This window comes from Pseudomonas marvdashtae, from assembly GCF_014268655.2.
Taxonomy (GTDB): Bacteria; Pseudomonadota; Gammaproteobacteria; order Pseudomonadales; family Pseudomonadaceae; genus Aquipseudomonas; species Aquipseudomonas marvdashtae.
This window is the reverse complement of record NZ_JABWQX020000001.1, coordinates 187,232-203,754: the sequence shown is the minus strand read 5'-3', so window position 1 is coordinate 203,754 and position 16,523 is coordinate 187,232. Positions and strand designations below refer to the sequence as shown.

Below are 16,523 nucleotides of genomic sequence, written 5' to 3'. Positions count from 1 at the left end.
CGCCATGAGAGCCGATCTGGACATCATCCAGGAATGGATCCCCGCCGGCAGCCGCGTGCTCGACCTGGGCTGCGGCAACGGCGAATTGCTGACCTGGCTGCGGGACAACAAGCAAGTGACCGGCTACGGCCTGGAAAACGACCCGGACAACATCGCCGAATGCGTAGCCAAGGGCATCAACGTCATCGAACAGGACCTGGACAAGGGCCTGGGCAATTTCGCCAGCAACAGCTTCGACATCGTGGTCATGACCCAGGCCCTGCAAGCCGTGCATTACCCCGATAAAATTCTCGACGAGATGCTGCGGGTCGGCCGCCAGTGCATCATCACCTTCCCCAACTTCGGGCATTGGCGCTGCCGTTGGTACCTGGCGAGCAAAGGGCGCATGCCTGTCTCGGAATTCCTGCCCTATACCTGGTACAACACGCCGAACATCCACTTCTGCACCTTCGAGGATTTCGAAGCGCTGTGCCGTGAGCGCGAAGCCCGGGTCATCAATCGCCTGGCGGTGGACCAGCAGCACCGGCACGGGTGGGCAAGCAAGCTATGGCCTAATCTGTTAGGTGAAATTGGCATCTATCGAGTCAGCAGCCCAGGCCTGGCCGATCATCAGGTCGCCGTCTGAACACCGGCCTTTTCAGGAGCACGACATGAAACGCTTAGCGTTGTTCTTAATCACCGCCTGCCTGAGCGCGGGCGCCATGGCGGCCGACGTCATCAAGGCCGAGCGCAAGGAAGTGTTCGGTGACGTCACCGTGCACTACAACACATTCAATTCCACCTTCCTGACGCCCGACATCGCCAACGCCGCCGAGCTGATCCGCAGCAAGAACCAAGGCGTGATCAATGTCACGGTGATCAAGGGCGGCAAGCCATTGATGGCCCAGGTCAGCGGCACGGTGAAGGACCTGACCAGCAAGACAGTCACCCTCACCTTCCGTCAGGTCACTGAACCAGGCGCGATCTATTACATCGCCCAGTACCCGGTGGACCAGCAGGAAACCCGCACCTTTGAAATCAAGGTGCAGACGGGCGACAAGATCAACACGATCAACTTCAACCAGGAACTCTTCCCGGGGCAATGATGAACCTCACCCAACTCGTGCTCGCCAGCCACAACGCCGGCAAACTCAAGGAACTCCAGGCCATGCTTGGCGGGTCGGTGCAACTGCGCTCGATCGGCGAATTCAGCCAGGTGGAGCCGGAAGAGACCGGCCTGTCGTTCGTCGAGAACGCCATTCTCAAAGCTCGCAATGCCGCGCGTATCTCGGGTTTGCCGGCGCTGGCCGACGATTCCGGGCTGGCCGTGGATTTCCTTGGCGGCGCGCCGGGCATTTACTCGGCCCGTTACGCTGATGGCAAAGGTGACGCGGCGAACAACGCCAAGCTGCTCGAAGCTCTCAAGGACGTGCCCGAAGCCGAGCGCGGGGCGCAGTTCGTGTGTGTCCTGGCCTTGGTGCGGCATGTCGACGATCCGCTACCGATCCTCTGCGAAGGCTTGTGGCACGGGCGCATCCTCACCGAAGCCAGCGGAGAACACGGTTTCGGCTACGACCCGCTGTTCTGGGTGCCGGAACGCAATTGCTCCAGCGCTGAGTTGGGCCCCGTGGAAAAGAATCAACTGAGCCACCGCGCCCGCGCCATGGCCCTGCTGCGTCAACGCCTGGGCTTGCAATGATCAATGATGCTCCGCCACCGCTGATCCACGGCGGTGCACAAACGCCACGGGGTTCGCTGCCAGTGCTGCCGCCCCTGGCGTTGTACATCCACATCCCGTGGTGCGTACGCAAATGTCCTTATTGCGATTTCAATTCCCACACCGCCAGCCCGCAGCTGCCGGAAGAGGAATATGTCGACGCATTGCTCGCCGATCTCGACCAGGACCTGCATGCTGTATATGGCCGGGAACTGAGCTCGATCTTTTTCGGTGGCGGCACCCCAAGCCTGTTCAGCGCCCAGGCATTGGGGCGATTGCTCCAAGGTGTCGAGGCGCGCGTCCCTTTTGCGCCAGACATTGAAATCACCCTGGAAGCCAACCCCGGAACCTTCGAGCAAGAGAAGTTCGTCGCGTACCGGGCGCTGGGCATCAATCGCCTGTCCATCGGCATCCAGAGTTTCCAGCAGGCCAAGCTCGAAGCCTTGGGCCGGATCCACAATGGCGACGAAGCGGTACGCGCCGCCGGCATGGCCCGCCAGGCCGGGTTCGACAACTTCAACCTGGACCTGATGCACGGCCTGCCGGATCAGTCCCTGGACGATGCCTTGAGCGACTTGCGCCAGGCCATCGCCTTGAAGCCGACGCATTTGTCCTGGTACCAGCTGACGCTGGAGCCGAACACGGTGTTCTGGAACCAGCCGCCGACCTTGCCGGAAGACGACACCTTGTGGGATATCCAGGAGGCCGGGCAAGCGCTGCTCGCCGAACATGGCTACGCCCAGTACGAAGTCTCGGCGTATGCCCAGCCTGGGCGCGCGGCACGGCACAATCTCAACTATTGGAGTTTCGGCGATTTCATCGGCATCGGCGCCGGCGCCCACGGCAAGCTCAGTCATCCGGACGGGCGCATCGTGCGAACCTGGAAGACCCGCTTGCCCAAGGACTATCTCAACCCGGCCAAACGTTTCCTCGCCGGTGAAAAACAGCTCGCCAACGAAGAGCTGCCCTTCGAGTTCCTGATGAACGCGCTGCGCCTCACCGATGGCGTCGACGCGCAGCTTTATCCGCAACGCACCGGGCTGTTCCTGGACACCTTGGCCGAAGGCCGGCGCGAGGCCGAACAAAGTGGCCTGTTGCAGGTCGAACCGTCACGTCTGGCGGCGACCGAGCGCGGACAACTGTTTCTCAATGACTTGCTGCAAAAATTTCTGAGCTGATCAAACAAGGAAAACGAATGGATCTGGTACTCGACCTGCTCGCCACCGTGTCCCGCTGGAGCCGCAGCAATCTGTCGGAAATATCCCTGGCACTGGTTGGCTGCCTGCTGGTGCTGTTTGGTGCTGACATCAAGGGCTGGGTCGAGCAACGCTTGGGCAGCATCGCCGGCGCCTTGCGCGTCCCGCTGATCGCCCTGTTGTGCATGATCGGCAGCGGCGCCGCACTGATCTACGCCACGCCGTGGATCGTCCGAGGCTTGAGCCAGTTCAACAACTACAGCCTGGCGCCGGTATTGCTGGTGGTGCTGGTGCTGATTGGCGTGGTGGCGGACCGTCGATAGACCGTGAAACGAAATGTGGGAGCACACCGGCTCCCACATTGTTTAACGCGCGATGCTTACGCCAACTTTTCGAACTTCAAATCCCAAACCCCATGCCCGAGCCGTTCGCCACGGCGCTCGAACTTGGTGATCGGCCGTTCGGCCGGGCGCGGTACGCACTTGCCGTCTTCGGCCAGGTTGCGGTAGCCCGGCGCGACATTCATGACTTCCAGCATGTACTCGGCATAAGGTTCCCAGTCGGTGGCCATGTGCAGCACACCGCCGATCTTCAACTTGCTGCGCACCAACTCAGCGAACGACGCCTGGACGATACGGCGCTTGTGGTGACGACTCTTGTGCCACGGATCCGGGAAGAACAGCATCAACCGGTCGAGGCTGTTGTCGGCCACGCAGCGGTTGAGCACTTCGATGGCGTCGCAATCGTAGACCCGCAGGTTGGTCAGCCCTTGGGTCAACACACCGTTAAGCAGCGCGCCCACGCCCGGACGATGGACTTCCACACCGATGAAATCCTGTTCCGGCGAAGCAGCGGCCATTTCCAGCAGTGAGTGGCCCATGCCGAAGCCAATCTCCAACGAGCGCGGCGCCGAGCGGCCGAACACCTGGTCGAAATCCACCGGCGCATCGGCCAGCGGCAGGACATAAAGCGGCGCGCCCTGCTCCAGGCCGCGTTGCTGGCCTTCAGTCATGCGCCCGGCGCGCATCACGAAACTCTTGATGCGGCGGTGTTGGCGCTCTTCGCCGTCTTCCGGCAGGACAGGCGTGTCGTTCGATTCAGTCATCAATGGCTCTTACTTGATCAGACCATCCAGCGGCGAGGACGCGCTGGCGTAGAGTTTTTTCGGCATACGGCCGGCGAGGTACGCCAGGCGACCAGCGACGATGGCGTGTTTCATGGCTTCGGCCATCAGGATCGGCTGCTGGGCGTGGGCGATGGCGGAGTTCATCAACACCGCTTCGCAACCCAGCTCCATGGCGATGGTGGCGTCGGACGCGGTGCCGACACCAGCATCTACCAACACCGGGATCTTGGCTTCTTCCAGGATGATCTGCAGGTTGTACGGGTTGCAGATCCCCAGGCCGGTGCCGATCAAGCCGGCCAGTGGCATGACCGCAATGCAGCCGATTTCCGCCAGTTGACGGGCGATGATCGGGTCATCGCTGGTGTAGACCATCACGTCGAAACCTTCCTTGACCAGGGTCTCGGCGGCCTTGAGGGTTTCGATCACGTTGGGGAACAGGGTTTTCTGGTCCGCCAGCACTTCCAGCTTCACCAGGTTGTGGCCGTCGAGCAGCTCACGGGCCAGGCGGCAGGTGCGCACGGCTTCGATGGCGTCGAAGCAACCGGCAGTGTTCGGCAAAATGGTGTAGCGATCCGGTGGCAGGATATCCAGCAGGTTCGGTTCGCCCGGGTTCTGGCCGATATTGGTCCGGCGCACGGCGACGGTCACGATCTCGGCGCCCGAGGCTTCGATGGCCAGGCGGGTTTCTTCCATGTCGCGGTATTTGCCGGTGCCTACCAGCAAACGCGACTGGTAGGTACGACCGGCCAGGACGAAGGGCTTGTCGCTACGAACGATGCTCATGGGAAATCCTCTGTTGGGGTGAGGTTCTTGCGAAATGCTGCGAAACCGAGACGACTAGCCGCCGCCAATGGCGTGGACCACTTCGACCAAATCACCGTCGTTCAACGTGGTTTCGGCGTGCTGGCTGCGCGGGACGATATCCAGATTGAGCTCCACCGCGACGCGGCGTCCGGTGAGTTCCAGACGGGTCAGCAGGGCCGCAACGGTTTCACCGTCGGGCAGTTCAAGGGATTCGCCGTTCAACTGAATGCGCATGCCGGATGCCGCCATCATTTTTAGGGGCTGGCATTCTAGCCCGATCAGTCTGGGTGACCCAAGCCATTCGTCATGAAATGGACCAGCCGGTCAGCCCGGCCGCCAAGCGGCGTCCGCGAAAAGGCCCGGGGCATTTGGATGCCTCGGACTGATCCAGCAACAAATGCAACGCCCAAGCAGCACCGGCCCCGTCTATATTTCTGGTCCCGCATGGACGCGTCTATCAAGCACAAGGAGGACCTGTGTCCAGCGTCCATGCAATGCCAAACATCCCTGCCATCGATGGCCTGCGCGCCGTCGCCGTCCTGAGCGTGATCATTTTCCACGCCGACTTCCTGAACATGCTGCCCGGCGGCTTCACTGGGGTCGACATGTTCTTCGTCATCTCGGGCTACGTCATCAGCCAGTCGCTGTACACCCGCTCCGACATGAGCTTTACGGCGTACCTGGCGGATTTTTACCGTCGACGATTCCTGCGCATCGTGCCTGCCCTGCTATTGGTTCTCCTGGCCTGTGCCCTGGTCTCGGCGATGTTCGTACCACAGGCCTGGCTCAGCATGCAGAATGATCGAACCGGACTGGCGGCCTACTTCGGCCTGAGCAACTTCATGCTGGCCTGGAACACCGACACCTACTTCTCGCCTTCCACCCAGCTCAATCCCTATACCCACACGTGGACGCTGGCCGTAGAAGAGCAGTTCTACCTGGTTTTTCCCCTCGTCTACTTCGTCTGGCTGCGCTTTCGACAACGGCATCGCCTCGCCTGGGCCTTGCTGCCCCTTCTGGCGCTGGCGTCATTGGTATTCAGCGTTGTGCAAACACAGCAAAGCCCTCTCGAAGCGTTTTATCTGTTACCCAGTCGATTCTGGGAGTTGGCATCCGGGGCGATCCTCTTCCAGCTCGTGGCGACAAAACGCCTGGTGCTGCCCTCTGCGGTGACCCCAGCCGTACTGTTCGGTGGATTCGCATTGGTGTCGGGCGGGTTGATTTTCGCCGACGCGAAGCACTTTCCGTTTCCCTGGGCCCTCTTGACCGTATCTGGCACCCTGTTGATCCTGGCTGCCGTGATACAGAAGACCGATACCCCGTCGCCGCTCCTGCGTCTTCTGCGTTCATCACCGGCTACCTATGTCGGCCGATTGTCCTACTCGCTTTACCTCTGGCATTGGCCAGTGCTGGTATTCCTGCGCTGGACCACCGGCCTGGAGCAATTCGCCATACAGCTGGCCTACCCGGTGATCGTCGCGGCGCTCGCTGCTGCCTCCTATCACTGGATCGAGACACCGCTGCGCACCGGCCGGTCGCATTTTCAACGCCACGCCTGGGTCGCCATCGCCGCATGCCTTGCGGCGGTCGGCCTGTCTTGGTCAGGGGCTCGCTGGGTGAGTGAAAACCCTGAGGCCCTGTCGCTGAGCCAGACCAGCGACGCCTACATCTGGTTTTCCCGCAGGCTGCCGCAAGGTCCGGCAAACGAGCCAATCGGCGACCTATCGCTGCAGGGCCGCCAATTGTTCGTGTTCGGCGATTCGCATGCCGCGGCCTATCGCACTCTGCTGAGCCTCGTCTCGCGACGGCTGGGTATCAGTGTTGTGGAACATGAGCGCGGCGGCTGCGCGGTGGCCAGCCTTATAGCTCCCGACCCGCAAGGCGCCTGCACCCAAGCCAGGAACGAAGCTCTGCGTGATATCGAGGCGCGGGCAAAACCCGGTGATATCGTTTTCCTCGCCTCTCTGCGAATGCCGGAGCTTGCAGGCCGCGATTGGGTGCGTGGTGATGAAACCGTGCTCAACGAGGCCCTCGCCGAATTGAATCCCGAGCAGCTCGACGGAGCCCGCAGTAGCGCAGAAGCAACACTGACGCGGCTGATGAACGCCAAGGTGCGGGTGCTGATCGATGCCCCCATGCCACTGTTCAAGGCGCCAGCGTACCGCTGCTCAGATTGGTTCAACCGGATGAACCCGATCTGCGCGCCTGGCTTCACCGTGGAGCGGGATCAAATCGAGCAGCTGCGAGCGCCACAAATGGCATTGCTGGAGCATTTAACCCAGGAGTACCCGATGCTTCGTGTTTGGGATCCGCTACCGCTGCTGTGCCCAGGCTCCACTTGCTCGGCCTATGACGACGGCAAACCGCTTTTTCGCGACGGCGATCACCTGAGCGGATACGGCAACCGCCTCCTCGCGCCATCGTTCATCCAGGTTCTGCTCAACGGTTGGAGGCGCACTTCGTGACCGTCAGGCCAGACGCCAGGCCGCGAGCCCCAGGCAGAGCCAGCCAATCAGAAACGCCAGGCCACCGAACGGGGTGATGATGCCGAGTTTGCCGATACCGGTCATGGTCAGTAAGTAAAGGCTGCCGGAAAACAGAATGATGCCGATCACAAAGGAAATGCCGGCCCACATCACGATGCGCCCGGGAATGTGCGTGGCCAGCAACGCAACACACAGCAATGCCAGGGTGTGGACCAGTTGATAGGTCACGCCAGTGTGGAATATCGCCAGGTAATCGGCACTCAGGTTTTTCAGGCCATGGGCGGCGAATGCCCCCAGCGCCACGCCCGTGAAGCCGAAAAACGCCGCCAGCATCAGAAAGCTACGCAACATGGGAACTCCAATCAGACTCGGTGGACAGGGTCTGTATAATGGCCCGCTCGACGGGTTCGGCCAAGCCATCTCTATGCTGCGTACATTGTTTCGACGATTCGTTAAAACCCTGCTCTGGTTCGCCGTCGGCAGCGTTGTGCTGGTGCTGCTGTTTCGCGTGGTGCCGCCACCGTTCACCGCGCTGATGATCGAGCGCAAGGTTGAATCCTGGTTCGGCGGCGAGCCGATCGACCTGCAGCGTGACTGGCAGCCTTGGGACCAGATTTCCGACAGTCTCAAAGTGGCGGTGATTGCCGGTGAGGACCAGAAATTCCCTGAGCACTGGGGCTTCGACATCAGCGCGATCCAGGCCGCATTTGCCCATAACGGGCGAGGCGGTTCGATCCGTGGCGCGAGCACCCTCAGCCAGCAAGTGTCCAAGAACCTGTTCCTGTGGTCGGGACGCAGCTGGCTGCGAAAAGGCCTGGAAGCCTGGTTCACCGCGCTGATCGAGGTGTTTTGGCCCAAGCAGCGGATCCTTGAGGTGTACCTCAACAGCGTCGAGTGGGACGACGGTGTGTTTGGGGCGGAAGCGGCGGCGCGGCATCACTTCCGTGTAAGCGCCGACGCCTTGTCCCGTCAACAGGCCAGCCTGCTGGCGGCAGTGCTGCCCAACCCGCGGGTATGGAACGCCAGCCGACCGAGCCCGTATGTACTGCGGCGAGCGAGCTGGATTCGCCAGCAGATGAGTCAGTTGGGCGGCGACAGCTATTTGCTGGGGCTCGATCATGCACGGCGGGCGCCTTGGGCGCAGTAACTAGACGCTGAAGCCTCTCCCTATATGATCGAGCGAGGGAACGATCAGAGCAGGGGTTTGCATCGCACAAACAAAAACGCCCCGATCATCACTGATCGGGGCGTTTTTTATTGCCGCTGTCGCAGGTCAAGCTGCGATGGACGTCTTGAGCTTGTTCATCGCGCTTTTCTCGAGCTGACGAATCCGCTCGGCCGACACGTTGTACTTCTGCGCCAGGTCGTGCAGCGTGGCTTTTTCCTCGGCCAGCCAGCGCTGGTAAAGGATGTCGCGGCTACGTTCGTCCAGCACTTCCAACGCTTCGTGCAGGTTGGTGTTGGAGTTGTCGCTCCAGTCGGCATCTTCCAGTTGACGGGCCGGGTCGTACCGGTGGTCTTCCAGATAGTTGGCCGGCGATTGGAAAGCGCTGTCGTCGTCCGCTTCGGCGGCCGGGTCGAAAGCCATGTCATGGCCGGTCAGGCGGCTTTCCATCTCGCGAACTTCCCGAGGCTCTACGCCGAGGCTTTCCGCCACGCGGTGGACTTCTTCATTGTTCAGCCAGGCCAGACGCTTTTTCTGGCTGCGCAGGTTGAAGAACAGCTTGCGCTGGGCCTTGGTGGTCGCGACTTTCACGATGCGCCAGTTGCGCAGGATGAACTCGTGGATTTCCGCCTTGATCCAGTGCACCGCAAAGGACACCAGGCGTACACCCATTTCCGGGTTGAAACGCTTGACCGCCTTCATCAGGCCAACGTTGCCTTCCTGGATCAGGTCGGCCTGGGCCAGCCCGTAGCCGGAATAGCTGCGGGCGATATGTACGACAAAACGCAGGTGGGCGAGCACCATCTGCCGAGCCGCCTCAAGATCCTGCTCATAATAGAGACTCTCGGCCAGTTCACGCTCCTGCTCGGGCGTCAGCAATGGAATGCTGTTCACCGTGTGCACATAGGCCTCGAGGTTCGCACCCGGGACCAGGGCATAAGCAGGTTGCAAAGAAGTGGTCATACGAAAAAACCTCCGACTCACATAACTCGTGCAGTTCAGCACTGCGAAAATTGACCGGGAACCGTAGGACAAGTTCCCACAAAAACTGAAAGGTCAATACGCGCAAAAAACACTATTTTGGAGCAAGCTCACGCAGGTGGCGTGCTACCGCAATCCATGCACCGATATAACCCAACAGCACCGCGCCAAGCAAGAGCGACAGACCGTCGGCGACTGGCACACCGGCCAGTGCGAAATCACTGCCGTACAAACCGGCCAGTCCCACAACCGCATCATTCAGCCAATCCAGGCCGAACGCCAATACACCCCAGGACAGAATGCCGGCACCGAAGCCATACAGCGCCCCCATGTAAAGAAAGGGCCTGCGTACATAACTGTCCGTACCGCCGACGAGTTTAATCACTTCTATCTCGGTGCGGCGGTTTTCAATATGAAGACGAATGGTATTACCTATCACCAAAAGTAATGCAGACACCAGAAGCACCGTCAGGCCGAAGACAAACCGGTCGCCGAGCTTGAGTATCGCCGCCAGACGCTCGACCCAGACTAGATCAAGTTGCGCCTGCTGTACCTTCGGCAACTCGGAAAGTCTTTGTCTTAATGCTTCAAGAGTGGGCTTGTCGACCTCATTCGGCGTCACCAGCACCACGCCCGGCAATGGGTTCTCCGGCAGTTCCTTGAGGGCTTCGCCCAGGCCGGACTGTTGCTGGAACTCTTCAAGCGCCTGCTCGCGCCCCACGTATTCGGCATCGGCTACGCCCGGCATGGCCTTGATCTGTTCGCGCAATGCATGGCCTTCGCCCGATGTCGCGTCCAGTTGCAAATAAAGGGAAATCTGCGCCGCACGCTGCCAGGAACCACCAAGCCGCTCGACGTTATTCAGCAGAAGTGACAGGCCCATCGGCAAGCTCAACGCCACCGCCATGACCATGCATGTAAAAAAGCTGCCGATGGGCTGCTTGCCCAGGCGCCGCAGGCTGTCGAGCAGGCTGGCGCGATGGCTTTCTACCCAGGCGCGCAACAGCGTGGCGAAATCCGGGCCGTCGTCATCGTCGCGCTTTTTTTTCTGCGGCTGCGGATCGGTGCCCTTGGGGGCCACGCGTTCGGCCACTTTCGGGCTGCGAGTCGCACTCATACGCCGGCCTCCCCATCACCGATCAATCGACCGCGCTGCAAGGTGAGCATTCGGTGACGCATACGTGCGATCAATGCCAGGTCATGACTGGCGATCAGCACACTGGTGCCTAAGCGGTTGATGTCTTCGAATACGCCCATGATTTCCGCCGCCAATCGCGGGTCGAGGTTACCGGTGGGTTCATCCGCCAACAGCAAGGCCGGGCGGTGGACAATGGCGCGGGCGATGCCGACGCGTTGTTGCTGGCCGGTGGACAGATCGCCCGGGTACAGGTCGGTCTTGTCCGACAGGGCCACGCGCTCCAGAGCCGAATCCACGCGCTTGACGATCTCGGCCTTGGACAGGCCAAGGATTTGCAGCGGCAACGCCACGTTGTTGAACACCGTGCGATCGAACAACAACTGGTGGTTCTGGAACACCACGCCGATCTGACGCCGCAGATAGGGAATCTGCGCGTTGCTGATGGTGCTCAGGTCCTGCCCGGCCAGCAGCAGTTTTCCGGTGGAAGGCCGCTCCATCGCCAGCAGCAGGCGTAGCAAGGTACTTTTACCGGCGCCGGAATGGCCGGTGACAAATAGAAACTCGCCCCGACGGACCCGAAAGCTCAGCTCATGCAAGCCGACGTGACCGTTCGGATAGCGCTTACCGACCTGTTCGAAACGAATCATGAATGCTCCCGCTCGGCAAACAGCGCCTGGACAAAGGGCTCGGCTTCAAAGGTGCGCAAGTCATCGATGCCCTCGCCCACGCCGATGTATCGAATAGGCAGGCCAAACTGCTTGGCCAGGGCAAAAATCACCCCGCCCTTGGCGGTGCCGTCGAGCTTGGTCAGGGCCAGTCCCGTCAGCTCGACGGTCTGGTTGAACTGCTTGGCCTGGTTGATGGCGTTCTGGCCAGTACCGGCGTCCAGCACCAGCAGGACTTCGTGAGGCGCGTCGGCGTCGAGCTTGCCGATCACCCGGCGGACCTTCTTCAGTTCTTCCATCAGATTGTCTTTGGTGTGCAAGCGACCGGCCGTGTCGGCGATCAGCACGTCGATGCCGCGAGCCTTGGCCGCTTGTACGGCGTCGAAGATCACCGAAGCGGAGTCGGCGCCGGTGTGCTGGGCGATCACCGGGATCTTGTTGCGCTCGCCCCACACTTGCAGTTGTTCGACCGCGGCGGCGCGGAAGGTGTCGCCCGCGGCGAGCATGACTTTCTTGCCTTCGAGCTGCAGCTTCTTGGCCAGTTTGCCGATGGTGGTGGTCTTGCCGGCGCCGTTGACGCCGACAACCAGGATCACGAACGGTTTGTTCTGGGAGGCGATCACCAGCGGTTTTTCCACTGGCTTGAGCAGGCTGGTCAGCTCGCCTTGCAAGGATTTGTACAGGGCATCGGCGTCAGTCAGCTGTTTACGCGCAACCTTCTGGGTCAGGCTCTGGATGATCACCGAAGTGGCCTCGACGCCAACATCGGCGGTCAGCAGGCGGGTCTCGATGTCTTCCAGCAATTCGTCATCGATGACTTTCTTGCCCAGGAACAGACTGGCCATGCCTTCGCCAATGCTGGCGCTGGTCTTGGACAGGCCTTGCTTGAGACGGGCGAAAAAGCCGACTTTGTTCTCTTCGGCGCGGGGCTCAGGCTCGGCCGGGGTTTGCTCCTCAGCCAGTGCAGGCGCTGGGGCGATCTCGGCCGGAGCAGGCGCAATGACGACCGGAGGTGCCTCGGCAGTCGGTGCCTCGACCGGCTGCGTCGAGGCCGGAATCGGTGGCGTGACCTGCGCGGCCTGGGCATCCTCGACCAGCGCGACGGGCTCCTCCGCGACCGGCAAAGCCGGCCAGAGTGTCTGTCCGGCGGGCGGGGTCAACGGTTGCTCGGCCACCGGTTCGGCTTCAGGCGCGGATTCAGGCTGGGCTGGTTGCAGCACCGGCTCGGCGATCGGCAGGACAATGGGCGCAGCCTCTTCAACCACCGACTCGTCGGCAGACTCAGGTTGCGGCTGTTCGACAACGGGTTCCTGCGGCTTCTTGCGCAGCCATCCGAACAGGCTTTTTTTCTCGCCAGCCTCAGCTGGGGTCTTCTTGTCGTCGTTGGAACCAAACATGGAGGACGGCTATCTCACGGTAGCGACGCGCCTTGAGGGCGCCTCGGTGATAAATATTCGATGCTGAACAGACTGCGTTTCATCCAGCTTGTTCACGCGCAACAGATTGTCGAAATGTCTCCAGGACACTTCAACCTCGATTTTTCGAAGGACTGGCAAGACATCATCGGCGAAAACGCGGGCATCCCCGAACAAACCCAACGCTTTTGCACGGAACTCAAACAACCCTGGGCCGATAAAAGACCCGATAGGCGTGGCCGCCAGTAAAACGGACCGTTATCCTAGCACCTCCTCGCCTGCTGAGGCTAAGACCCGGCAGGCAGCCCAACAGGTTTAAACACGAATGAATGCTCTTGCCCGCTGCGCCGCAGGCCTGCTGCTCTGCACGGTTTGTCTGCCCTTTCCAGTCTTGGCTGCCGATCCCCAACCCACCCACGAATTTACCCTCGATAACGGCCTCAAGGTCGTGGTGCGTGAAGACCATCGCGCACCGGTGGTCGTTTCCCAGGTCTGGTACAAGGTCGGATCCAGCTACGAAACGCCGGGCCAGACCGGTTTGTCCCATGCGCTGGAACACATGATGTTCAAGGGCAGCGACAAGATCGGCCCCGGCGAGGCATCGCTGATCCTGCGTGACCTCGGCGCGGAGGAAAACGCCTTCACCAGCGACGACTTCACTGCTTATTACCAAGTGCTGGCCCGGGATCGCCTGGCCGTGGCCTTCGAACTGGAAGCCGACCGCATGGCGAGCCTGCGCCTGCCGCCAGAGGAGTTCAGCCGCGAGATCGAGGTGATCAAGGAAGAGCGCCGCATGCGCACCGACGACAAGCCCATGTCCAAGGCCTATGAGCGCTTCAAGGCCATGGCTTATCCGGCCAGCGGCTACCACACGCCCACCATCGGCTGGATGGCCGACCTGGAGCGGATGAAGGTCGAGGAACTGCGCCACTGGTACGAATCCTGGTACGTCCCGAACAACGCCACCCTGGTGGTGGTCGGCGACGTGACGCCGGAAGAGGTCAAGACCCTGGCCCAGCGCTACTTCGGCCCGATTGCCCGGCGCGCCGTGCCGCCGGCGAAAATTCCCCTGGAGCTGGCCGAGCCTGGCGAGCGCAAGATCACCCTGCATGTGCAGACCCAACTGCCGAGTGTCATGCTCGCCTTCAATGTGCCAAGCATTGCCACCGCCACGGACAAGGCTTCGGTCAACGCGCTGCGGCTGATCTCGGCCCTGTTGGACGGCGGCTACAGCGGACGGATTCCGGCACAGCTGGAGCGTGGCGAAGAGTTGGTCTCCGGCGGCTCGTCGAATTACGACGCCTTCACCCGTGGCGATACGCTGTTCACCTTGTCGGCAACGCCCAACACCCAGAAGAACAAGACCCTGGCCCAGGCCGAAGCCGGTTTGTGGCGCTTGCTCGAACAATTGAAAACCACCGCCCCGACCGCCGCAGAACTGGAGCGCGTGCGCGCCCAGGTCATCGCCGGCCTGGTGTACGAGCGTGATTCGATCACCAGCCAGGCCACTGCCATCGGCCAGCTGGAAACAGTCGGTCTGTCCTGGAAGCTGATGGACACCGAACTCGCCGAACTGCAAAGCGTGACCCCGCAGGATATCCAGAAGGCAGCCCAGCTGTATTTCACCCGCTCGCGCCTGAGCGTCGCGCACGTCCTGCCCGAGGAGAAAACTCATGAATGAGCGCAATTTATCGCGCCGGGGACCACTGATCGCCCTGGTATTCATCGCGGTGGCTGGAGCGCTGGCGTTCTATCTGCTGCCGGCCACTGACGTCACCGCCAGCCAGGCCTTGGACAACGCCAAGTCCGGTAAAAAGCTGCAATCACTGGCCGAGCTGGACGGCAAGGCGCCCAGCCGTCGCCAGCTCAACGTACAAACCTGGAAAACCGCTGACGGCGCCAAGGTGCTGTTCGTCGAGGCCCGCGAGTTGCCGATGTTCGACCTGCGGCTGACCTTCGCCGCCGGCAGCAGCCAGGACGGCGACGTTCCCGGGCTGGCGCAATTGACCAACGCCATGCTCAACGAAGGCGTGGCTGGCAAGGACGTCAGCGCCATCGCCGAAGGGTTCGAAAGCCTTGGCGCGGATTTTGGCAACGGTGCCTTTCGGGACATGGCCGTGGCCTCGCTGCGCAGCCTCAGCGCGGCGGACAAGCGTGGGCCGGCGTTGAAACTGTTTGCCGAAGTGGTCGGCAAGCCGACTTTCCCCGCCGATTCCTTCGCGCGCATCAAGAACCAGATGCTCGCCGGCTTCGAGTACCAGAAGCAGAACCCCGGCAAACTGGCGGGCCTGGAATTGATGAAGCGCTTGTATGGCGATCATCCCTACGCCCACTCCAGCGACGGCACCGCGCAAAGCATTCCGCCGATCACCCTGGCCCAGGCCCGGGCTTTCCACGCCAGGGCCTACGCGGCTGGTAACGCCGTGATCGCGTTGGTGGGGGACCTGTCCCGTGCCGAGGCCGAAGCCATTGCCAACCAGGTGTCCGGCGCGCTGCCCAAGGGCCCCGCCCTGGCGAAAACACCACCACCGGTGGAGCCGAAAGCGAGCGTCCACCACATCGAGTTCCCATCCAAGCAGACCAACCTGATGCTCGCGCAACTGGGCATCGATCGGGACGATCCAGACTATGCAGCCGTGTCCCTGGGCAACCAGATCCTCGGTGGCGGCGGATTCGGTACGCGGTTGATGACCGAAGTTCGTGAAAAACGCGGCCTGACCTATGGCGTCTATTCCGGCTTCACCGCCATGCAGGCCCGCGGCCCGTTCATGATCAATCTGCAAACCCGTGCGCAGATGAGCGAAGGCACGCTCAAGCTGGTGCAGGACGTATTCGCCGATTACCTCGAGAACGGCCCGACCCAAAAGGAACTCGACGATGCCAAGCGCGAGCTGGCCGGCAGCTTTCCGTTATCCACCGCCAGTAACGCCGACATCGTTGGCCAGCTCGGCGCCATGGGTTTCTACGATTTGCCGCTGAGCTACCTGGAAGATTTCATGCGCCAGTCGCAGGAGCTGACCGTCGAGCAAGTCAAGGCCGCACTGAACAAACACCTGAGCACGGACAAGATGGTCATCGTCACCGCTGGCCCGACCGTGCCGCAAGAGCCGTTGCCGGCCCCCACTGACAAACCTGCCGAGCAGCCGCTCGGGGTCCCGGAGCACTAATGGCCCGTCCATCCAATTCCAGCAAGAAACCCGTGCACAACGGTGTGAACCAACTGCGCATCATCGGCGGCGAATGGCGCAGCCGACGCTTGAGCTTCCCGGATGCCCCAGGCTTGCGCCCGACCCCGGACCGGGTTCGCGAAACCTTGTTCAACTGGCTCGCGCCCTACGTAGCAGGTGCCAGGGTGCTCGACCCATTCGCCGGTAGCGGCGCGCTGTTCCTCGAGGCGCTGTCCCGTGGCGCCGCCATGGGGCAGGCGCTGGATGCCAGCAGCCTGGCGGTCTCCAGCCTGAAAGAACACCTGGGTACCCTGCGTTGCACCGTCGGCCAAGTGCAGACGGCCGATGCGCTGCGCTATCTGGAAGGTCAACCGTCGACGCCCTTCGACCTCGTCTTCCTCGATCCGCCCTTCAATCAGAATCTGTTGCCTGCCGTGTGCGCCTTGCTTGAAGACCGACAATGGCTGGCGGACGACGCATGGGTCTACACCGAAAGCGAAACAGCGCCCTCGACACTCGGTATGCCGAGCAACTGGCGCCTGCATCGCGAGCAGAAATCCGGCCGGGTCTTCTACGCGCTCTGGCAACGCACCGCTGGAGCAGTCGCACCTGCGTGAACCGAAAAACGCTTGGAAGGTGCGGTACTTATTTACCGCACGCCGCCATCCTGGAAACGCCACAGTG

General features: G+C 61.6%; 19 protein-coding genes. 10 read left to right on the top strand and 9 right to left on the bottom strand.

Annotated features, from left to right (window positions below; translation table 11 throughout):
• Positions 1-4: 4 nt before the first annotated feature.
• From metW to HU742_RS00995, 5 genes are read left to right on the top strand one after another with little or no spacing between them, the layout of a single operon-like run.
• Positions 5-625: a methionine biosynthesis protein MetW gene (metW, locus tag HU742_RS01015; protein WP_186634064.1), complete on the top strand. Its 621-nt coding sequence runs from the start codon at positions 5-7 to the stop codon at positions 623-625.
• Between the two features lie 25 nt (positions 626-650).
• Entirely contained in the window at positions 651-1,085 is a 435-nt protein-coding gene (locus HU742_RS01010; protein ID WP_186634061.1) for a DUF4426 domain-containing protein, read from the top strand.
• Positions 1,082-1,678 carry an RdgB/HAM1 family non-canonical purine NTP pyrophosphatase gene (rdgB, locus tag HU742_RS01005; RefSeq protein WP_186634058.1) on the top strand — a complete coding sequence of 199 codons (597 nt, stop codon included), beginning with the start codon at positions 1,082-1,084 and terminating at the stop codon, positions 1,676-1,678. Before HU742_RS01010 ends, rdgB begins: the two co-directional genes overlap by 4 nt.
• On the top strand, positions 1,675-2,874 hold the full coding sequence (hemW, locus tag HU742_RS01000) for a radical SAM family heme chaperone HemW (protein WP_225923543.1): 1,200 nt from the start codon (positions 1,675-1,677) through the stop codon (positions 2,872-2,874). The genes rdgB and hemW overlap by 4 nt, the downstream gene beginning before the upstream one ends.
• Before the next feature lie 17 nt (positions 2,875-2,891).
• On the top strand, positions 2,892-3,215 hold the full coding sequence (locus HU742_RS00995) for a DUF3392 domain-containing protein (RefSeq protein ID WP_014340681.1): 324 nt from the start codon (positions 2,892-2,894) through the stop codon (positions 3,213-3,215).
• A gap of 56 nt (positions 3,216-3,271) precedes the next feature.
• Here the strand turns inward: HU742_RS00995 and trmB are convergent, their stop codons facing one another.
• Genes trmB through thiS form a run of 3 tightly spaced genes read right to left on the bottom strand, consistent with a single transcriptional unit; the run spans position 3,272 to position 5,056 of the window.
• On the bottom strand, positions 3,272-3,997 hold the full coding sequence (gene trmB, locus HU742_RS00990; RefSeq protein ID WP_186643455.1) for a tRNA (guanosine(46)-N7)-methyltransferase TrmB: 726 nt from the start codon (positions 3,995-3,997) through the stop codon (positions 3,272-3,274).
• A 9-nt stretch (positions 3,998-4,006) separates the two neighbouring features.
• A complete protein-coding gene (locus tag HU742_RS00985) occupies positions 4,007-4,801 on the bottom strand; it encodes a thiazole synthase (RefSeq protein ID WP_003177480.1) in 795 nt (264 codons plus the stop codon).
• Between the two features lie 54 nt (positions 4,802-4,855).
• Positions 4,856-5,056 (bottom strand): sulfur carrier protein ThiS, encoded by a 201-nt coding sequence (gene thiS / locus HU742_RS00980; protein ID WP_186634052.1) that lies wholly within the window; start codon positions 5,054-5,056, stop codon positions 4,856-4,858.
• Between the two features lie 260 nt (positions 5,057-5,316).
• On the opposite strand from thiS, the gene HU742_RS00975 reads away from it, so the two are divergent.
• Entirely contained in the window at positions 5,317-7,287 is a 1,971-nt protein-coding gene (locus tag HU742_RS00975) for an acyltransferase family protein (protein WP_186643539.1), read from the top strand.
• A gap of 3 nt (positions 7,288-7,290) precedes the next feature.
• Here HU742_RS00975 and HU742_RS00970 read toward each other — a convergent pair whose 3' ends face one another.
• Complete coding sequence (locus HU742_RS00970) at positions 7,291-7,659, bottom strand: DUF423 domain-containing protein (protein ID WP_186643454.1); 369 nt, start codon at positions 7,657-7,659, stop codon at positions 7,291-7,293.
• Positions 7,660-7,732: 73 nt separating this feature from the next.
• Here HU742_RS00970 and mtgA point away from each other — a divergent pair, with 73 nt between their 5' ends.
• A complete protein-coding gene (mtgA, locus tag HU742_RS00965) occupies positions 7,733-8,455 on the top strand; it encodes a monofunctional biosynthetic peptidoglycan transglycosylase (protein WP_186634047.1) in 723 nt (240 codons plus the stop codon).
• Between the two features lie 126 nt (positions 8,456-8,581).
• Here mtgA and rpoH read toward each other — a convergent pair whose 3' ends face one another.
• The 5 genes from rpoH to HU742_RS26940 all read right to left on the bottom strand — a co-directional run bounded on the left by rpoH (position 8,582) and on the right by HU742_RS26940 (position 12,849).
• Positions 8,582-9,436: an RNA polymerase sigma factor RpoH gene (gene rpoH / locus HU742_RS00960; protein WP_092395442.1), complete on the bottom strand. Its 855-nt coding sequence runs from the start codon at positions 9,434-9,436 to the stop codon at positions 8,582-8,584.
• A gap of 112 nt (positions 9,437-9,548) precedes the next feature.
• The gene (gene ftsX / locus HU742_RS00955) at positions 9,549-10,571 is read right to left on the bottom strand and encodes a permease-like cell division protein FtsX (protein ID WP_186634044.1); all 1,023 of its coding nucleotides are present in this window, start codon (positions 10,569-10,571) and stop codon (positions 9,549-9,551) included.
• Complete coding sequence (gene ftsE / locus HU742_RS00950) at positions 10,568-11,239, bottom strand: cell division ATP-binding protein FtsE (protein ID WP_025215982.1); 672 nt, start codon at positions 11,237-11,239, stop codon at positions 10,568-10,570. The genes ftsX and ftsE overlap by 4 nt, the downstream gene beginning before the upstream one ends.
• Positions 11,236-12,654: a signal recognition particle-docking protein FtsY gene (ftsY, locus tag HU742_RS00945; protein WP_186643453.1), complete on the bottom strand. Its 1,419-nt coding sequence runs from the start codon at positions 12,652-12,654 to the stop codon at positions 11,236-11,238. The genes ftsE and ftsY overlap by 4 nt, the downstream gene beginning before the upstream one ends.
• 9 nt (positions 12,655-12,663) lie before the next feature.
• Entirely contained in the window at positions 12,664-12,849 is a 186-nt protein-coding gene (locus HU742_RS26940; RefSeq protein ID WP_225923594.1) for an ATP-binding protein, read from the bottom strand.
• Positions 12,850-12,997: 148 nt separating this feature from the next.
• On the opposite strand from HU742_RS26940, the gene HU742_RS00935 reads away from it, so the two are divergent.
• From HU742_RS00935 to rsmD, 3 genes are read left to right on the top strand one after another with little or no spacing between them, the layout of a single operon-like run.
• A complete protein-coding gene (locus tag HU742_RS00935; protein ID WP_186643451.1) occupies positions 12,998-14,353 on the top strand; it encodes a M16 family metallopeptidase in 1,356 nt (451 codons plus the stop codon).
• Positions 14,346-15,839: a M16 family metallopeptidase gene (locus HU742_RS00930; protein WP_186643450.1), complete on the top strand. Its 1,494-nt coding sequence runs from the start codon at positions 14,346-14,348 to the stop codon at positions 15,837-15,839. The genes HU742_RS00935 and HU742_RS00930 overlap by 8 nt, the downstream gene beginning before the upstream one ends.
• Positions 15,839-16,456 (top strand): 16S rRNA (guanine(966)-N(2))-methyltransferase RsmD, encoded by a 618-nt coding sequence (rsmD, locus tag HU742_RS00925; RefSeq protein WP_186612081.1) that lies wholly within the window; start codon positions 15,839-15,841, stop codon positions 16,454-16,456. Before HU742_RS00930 ends, rsmD begins: the two co-directional genes overlap by 1 nt.
• Positions 16,457-16,523: the final 67 nt, after the last annotated feature.